The sequence below is a fragment of the Oerskovia enterophila genome, from assembly GCF_001692445.1.
GTDB lineage: Bacteria > Actinomycetota > Actinomycetes > Actinomycetales > Cellulomonadaceae > Oerskovia > Oerskovia enterophila.
In genome coordinates, this window is sequence record NZ_MAQA01000054.1 from 23,858 (window position 1) to 29,900 (window position 6,043).

General features: G+C 72.3%; 4 protein-coding genes. 1 reads left to right on the forward strand and 3 read right to left on the reverse strand.

Going from position 1 to position 6,043, the window contains the following annotated elements:
- Positions 1-528, reverse strand: coding sequence for a MarR family winged helix-turn-helix transcriptional regulator (locus OERS_RS17160; RefSeq protein ID WP_068627288.1), 528 nt, complete (start codon positions 526-528; stop codon positions 1-3).
- Between the two features lie 156 nt (positions 529-684).
- Between OERS_RS17160 and OERS_RS17165 the strand changes: the two genes are divergently transcribed.
- Positions 685-1,830: a glycerol dehydrogenase gene (locus OERS_RS17165; RefSeq protein WP_056649357.1), complete on the forward strand. Its 1,146-nt coding sequence runs from the start codon at positions 685-687 to the stop codon at positions 1,828-1,830.
- A gap of 251 nt (positions 1,831-2,081) precedes the next feature.
- Here the strand turns inward: OERS_RS17165 and topA are convergent, their stop codons facing one another.
- Complete coding sequence (gene topA / locus OERS_RS17170) at positions 2,082-4,886, reverse strand: type I DNA topoisomerase (RefSeq protein ID WP_068627290.1); 2,805 nt, start codon at positions 4,884-4,886, stop codon at positions 2,082-2,084.
- 218 nt (positions 4,887-5,104) lie between these two features.
- Positions 5,105-6,043, reverse strand: a 939-nt coding sequence (locus tag OERS_RS17175; protein ID WP_322788310.1) for a phosphatase PAP2 family protein, incomplete at its 5' end; no start/stop codon positions are given.

Here is a 6,043-nt window from a genome sequence, read left to right on the forward strand (position 1 = left end):
TCAGGGCGTCTCGGCTGCCGGCGTGCCGGGCGTCTGCGCCGGGTGTCCCGCGGCGTCGAGCCGCTCGACGAGCCGGGAGCGCAGGGACCTGCTCGCGAGGACGCGTTCGAGGTCGGTGACGACGGCGCTCAGCGCGTACGGCAGCTCGTCGTCGATCTCGGCGATCGACTCCTCGGTCGCGCGCCACTCGGCCTCGAGGAGGGGGACGAGCGCGCGGGCCTTGTCGGTGAGCGTGACGCGGCGCGTGCGAGCGTCCTCGCCGGACTCGGTCTGCACGAGTCCTTCGCTGCGCATCGCGGTCACGGTCTGGCTCATGGCCGAGTGCGTGCGGCCGAGCGACGCGGCGAGCTCGCGGATGGTCAGCGGCCCGGTGTGGGCGAGACGGATGAGCGGGTAGACGAAGCGCGGACGCACGCCGTCGACCCCGCGGTCGGTGTAGACGGTGCCGATCTCGTCGTCGAGCCGGCGCAGCAGGGCGTGCAGGGAGTCCCAGCGTCCGGGGACGGCGGTCGGGTCGATGGATGTCACAACACTGTTATAACAGCACTCATACAAGCGTGTCGAGCCAGTGCTCCGACAGGCGGTGGACCGCTCCCCGACATAGCGTCGAGGTGTCGGCGGTCCGCGGGAGCAATCCTCCACGCGCGTCCGCTCGGCTCCCTGTCCCTACCCGAGGAGGCCCCCATGTCCGAAGTCCCGATCCGCACGCTCATCAGCCCGCTGCGGTACGTGCAGTCGCGTGGCGCGCTGTCGCGGCTCGGCGAGTTCGTCGCTCCGATCGGTACCAAGCCGTTGCTGGTCGCCGACGACGTCGTCTGGGAGATCGTCCAGGACACCGTCGCCGAGTCGTTCCAGGCTGCGAACCTGCCGCGCGAGCGCGAGGGCTTCGGCACGTACGCGACCGCCGCGGAGGTCGACCGGCTGGCCCGGCGCATCCGGGAGACCGGCTCGGACGTGATCGTGGGGATCGGCGGCGGCAGCACGATCGACGCCGTCAAGGCCGCCGGGCACCTCGAAGGGATCCGCTGGGTCTCGGTGCCGACCGTGGCCTCGACCGACGCCCCGTGCTCCGCGCTGTCCGTGATCTACACCGAGGAGGGGGCGTTCGAGGAGTACCGGTTCTTCCCGCACAACCCGGACCTGGTCCTGGTCGACACCCAGCTCGTGGCCAACGCCCCGGTGAAGTTCCTCGTCGCAGGCATCGGCGACGCGCTCGCGACGTGGATCGAGGCCCGTGCCGTGGCCAAGGCCAACGCGACGACCATGGCGGGCGGGCTGCCGCTCATCACCGGGACCGCGCTCGCCGAGCTCTCGTGGAAGATCCTGTGGGAGAACTCGCTCGCCGCGATCGAGGCCGTCAAGGAGCACCTCGTCACGCCCGCGGTCGACGCCGTGGTCGAGGCCAACACCCTGCTCTCGGGGCTCGGGTTCGAGTCGGGCGGCCTCGCGGCGGCCCACGCGATCCACAACGGGCTCACGGCCGCCCCGCAGACCCACGGGCTCACGCACGGGCAGAAGGTCAACATCGGCTCGCTCACCCAGCTCGTGCTGGAAGGAGCCCCGTCGCAGGAGATCCGCGACTTCGTCGAGTTCACGACGCGCGTCGGGCTGCCCAACACGCTGACCGAGATCGGGCTCACGACGGCCGACGTGGGCGACCTGCGCCGCGTGGCCGAGGCCGCGACGGCACCGGGCGAGACCATCCACGCGATGCCGTTCGAGGTCCGCGTGCCCGAGCTGGTCGACGCGCTGCGCTCGATCGAGGGGCTGTCGCGCGCGATCCGTGCGGACGCGGGCCTGCCCGAGCCCGTGAGGTACACGGGGCACTGAGCGCTGTCGGCCAACCGCGGCCTTCCGGCCGGCCTCCAGCTGGCGAAGTGTCCAACGAGGTAGCCGCCGAGGTAGAACGTGCTGCGCGAGGTAGTGCGCGCCGCGTTCTACCTCGCGCAGCCCGTTCTACCTCGAGGGCCCGGCCCGCACGACGAAGGCCCCGGCCCGCTCCCCTACGGGGGCAGGTCCGGGGCCTTCATCGTGCGCGGAGCCGGCTCGGCGGCCGGCAGCCGCTCGCTGAGCCGGGACGCCTACTTCTTCTCGGCGGGCGCCTTCTTGGCCGGGGCCTTCTTCGCGGCCGGCTTCTTGGCCGGCGCCTTCTTGGCCGGGGCCTTCTTCTTGGCCGGGCCCGCCGCGCGCTTCTCGGCGAGGAGCTCGATGGCCCGCTCGGGCGTGATGGACTCGGGCGTCACGTCGCGCGGCAGCGTCCGGTTGGTCTCGCCGTCCGTCACGTACGCACCGAAGCGGCCGTCCTTGACCACGATGGGCTTGCCCGACGTCGGGTCGTCGCCGAGCTCGCGCAACGGCGGGGTGGCCGTGGCTCCCCGACCGCGCTTGGGCTGCTTGTAGAGCTCGAGCGCCTCCTCGAGCGTGACCGTGAACATGGCCTCCTCCGAGGGGAGGGTGCGCGAGTCCGTGCCCTTCTTGAGGTACGGGCCGTAGCGGCCGTTCTGCGCGGTGATCTCGACGCCCGTCTCCGGGTCCGTGCCCACGACGCGCGGCAGCGACAGCAGCCGGAGCGCGTCCTCGAGCGTCACGGTGTCGAGGCTCATGTCCTTGAGGAGCGACGCCGTGCGCGGCTTGGGCAACGCGGCCTTGGCCTTCTTGAGCGCGGCCGCGGACAGACCCTCGTCGAACGTGGGCTCGGGGAGCTGCTCGGTCACGTACGGCCCGTAGCGCCCTGCGCGCGCCACGATCGGGTTCCCGGACTGGGGGTCGGCTCCGAGGATCCGGCCGTCGTCGGCGCCCGCGGCGAGGAGCTCGCGCGCCTTCTCGACCGTGAGCTCGTCAGGAGCCAGGTCGTCGGGCACCGAGGCGCGCGGCGGGGTCTGACCATCTGCGACAGGTCCGCTGAGATCTTCCACGTAGGGCCCGTACCGACCGACGCGCAGCTGGATACCCTCGCCGATCGGGACGGAGTTGATGTCGCGGGCGTCGATCTCACCCAGGTCGTCGACGAGCTGACGCAGTCCCTCGCCCTCCTCGCGTCCCGTGCCGTCCCCGAAGTAGAAGCGGGTCAGCCACGCCACGCGGTCCTTGTCGCCGGCCGCGATCGCGTCGAGGTCGGCCTCCATCTCCGCGGTGAAGTCGTAGTCGATGAGCCACTCGAAGTGCTCCTCGAGCAGGCGGATCACGGCGAACGCGAGCCAGCTGGGCACCAGGGCCTGGCCGCGCGGCAGCACGTAGCCGCGGTCCTGGACCGTGGAGATGGTCGACGCGTACGTGGACGGGCGGCCGATGCCGCGCTCCTCGAGGGCCTTGATGAGGCTCGCCTCGGTGTAGCGCGGAGGTGCGGACGTCGAGTGCCCGTCGGCCGTGAGGTCACGCCCGTCGAGCCGGTCGCCCTCGCCCATCTGCGGCAGGCGCGCGTCCTCGTCGCCCCGGCGGCCGGACTTGGCCGCGGCGCCGTCGGCCGTCTCCGCAGCGTCGTCCGTGCCCTCCTCGTATGCCGCGAGGAAGCCGCGGAAGCTGATGACCGTGCCGGAGGCAGCGAACACGGCCTCCTTGCCGGCGACCTGGGCGTCCGTGCCCGCGACGGGCGCTGCCAGCCGCACCGACGCCGTCGAGCCCTTGGCGTCCGCCATCTGCGAGGCGACCGTGCGCTTCCAGATGAGCTCGTACAGCTTGAACTGGTCGCCGCTGATCTCCCGCGCCACCTGGGCCGGGGTGCGGAACGAGTCCCCGGCGGGGCGGATGGCCTCGTGGGCCTCCTGGGCCCCCTTCGCCTTCGACGCGTAGACACGCGGCGAGCCGGGCACGAACTCGGGGCCGTACAGCTCGGCGGCCTGACGGCGCGCGGCGTCGGTGGCCTCGGCCGACAGCGACGGGGAGTCCGTGCGCATGTAGGTGATGTAGCCGTTCTCGTACAGCGCCTGCGCGGTGCGCATGGTCTGCCGCGAGTTGAAGCGGAGCTTGCGGCTCGCCTCCTGCTGGAGCGTCGAGGTCGTGAAGGGCGCGGCCGGACGGCGCGTGTAGGGCTTGGTCTCGAGGCTGCGGACCACGAAGTCTGCGTCCGCGAGCCCACCGACCACGAGCGAGGCTGCCTGCTCGCCGAGCTGGACCACGCCGTCGCGCGCCGAGGCCGGCTTGAGCTGTCCGCGGTCGTCGAAGTCCCGGCCCGACGCGACGCGCGCGCCGCCGAGCTGCACCAGGCGCGCGTCGAAGCTCTTGTCCGCGTCTGCGGCGTCCTTGTCCGCGAGCGCGAAGGTCCCCGAGACGTCCCAGTACTCGGCCGCGACGAACGCCATGCGCTCGCGCTCGCGCTCGACGACCAGGCGCGTGGCCACGGACTGCACGCGGCCCGCGGACAGCCCCTGACGGACCTTGCGCCACAGGACCGGTGAGACCTCGTAGCCGTACAGGCGGTCGAGGATGCGGCGCGTCTCCTGCGCGTCGACCAGGTGCACGTCGAGGTCGCGCGTGTTCTCCAGCGCGCGCTCGATCGCCTCGCGGGTGATCTCGTGGAACACCATGCGGTGCACGGGCACCTTGGGCTTGAGCTCCTCGAGCAGGTGCCACGCGATGGCCTCGCCCTCGCGGTCCTCGTCGGTCGCGAGGTAGAGCTCGTCGGCGTTCTTGAGCGCCCGCTTGAGCTCCGCGACCTTCTTCTTCTTGTCCGCGTAGACCTCGTAGTACGGCTCGAACCCGTCGTCGACGTTGACCGCGAACTTGCCGAACGGCCCCTTCTTCATGTCGGCGGGCAGCTCGGAGGGCTGCGGGAGGTCGCGGATGTGCCCGACGCTCGACTCCACCTCGAAGTCGTCACCGAGGTAGCCCTGGATCTTGCGTGCCTTCGTGGGGGACTCCACGATGACGAGCTTGCGACCTGAGGACATCCGTTCCTGCTTTCCGTAGCTGCTGATCGAGGCCCACACCTGGAGCGATCTCCAGGTGGGCCGACGTGCGGGGGTGAGCGACGCCGTCCGGCACGTCTCGTGTGCCCGAACCGCTGCGCGGCCCCCCACCCGGCAGCCTATGACGTTACGCCACCGGCGCCAGGCGGCACCTTATCGACTGTGGACCACCGTCGGGGCCACGTCCTGTGGACGGGCGCTCAGGGCCAGGCCGGGCGCGACGTCGCCTGCCGGAGCAGGAGGAGCACCGCGAAGGCGCCCGCCGTGGCCGACACCACCCCGAACGCTCCCCCGACGTAGGCCGTGGTCTCCGCGAGGTCCGTCATGTCCCAGCCCGCCGGGGCGACCTCGCGCAGGCACCAGACCGCCGCGACGGCCGAGAACGCGGCCCCCACCAGCATGAGCACCGCCACCACGATCGACCCCGGGTAGGAGCTGCTGCGTCCCGGCGGCACGCGGTCGAGCGCGCTCGAGGGGGTGAACGCGAGCGCGAGCGCCGTCCAGGCCGTCACGACGAGCACCGCGGCCACGACGTCGCTCGGGCGGTGCCACTGACCGATGAGTGTCGAGACCCCCGTCGCGGCGGTGTACGTCGCGCCGAGGATCGCGACCACGGGACGCGCCGCCCGGGGGACGACCAGGAGCAGCGCGACCGCGACCGAGGCCGCGACCGTGGTGTGCCCGCTCGGCAGCGTGTTGCCCACGCCCCAGTCGCCGATCAGGTTGGGCCGATCGAGCAGCACCTTCTTGAGGAGCTGGGTCGAGATGTTGGCGCCGACCACGACGAACGCCACCTGCACGGCGAGCCCCCACCTGCGCCGCAGCAGCGCGATCCCCATGGCCGTGCCCAGGCCCAGCACCACGAAGCTCACCGAGACCACGTCGAGCACGGGCTCGCCCAGCTCCCAGAGCCGCCCTCGACCGTAGTCCGATCCTCGAAGCGCCGCCTGGTCGAGCTGCTGCCCCGCGGCCGACAGGACGAAGTAGCGCCAGACCACCGCATAGGCGACGACCGCCGCGACCGCGACCAGACCTGCCGCGGCCCGCGCCCCGACGTTCGTCGCCCCGGACCGCGGCGCACGGGCGGGGTTCGGCGCGACGGCCCGCGAAGCAGCGGGCCGCGGGGGGTACCTCGGGGC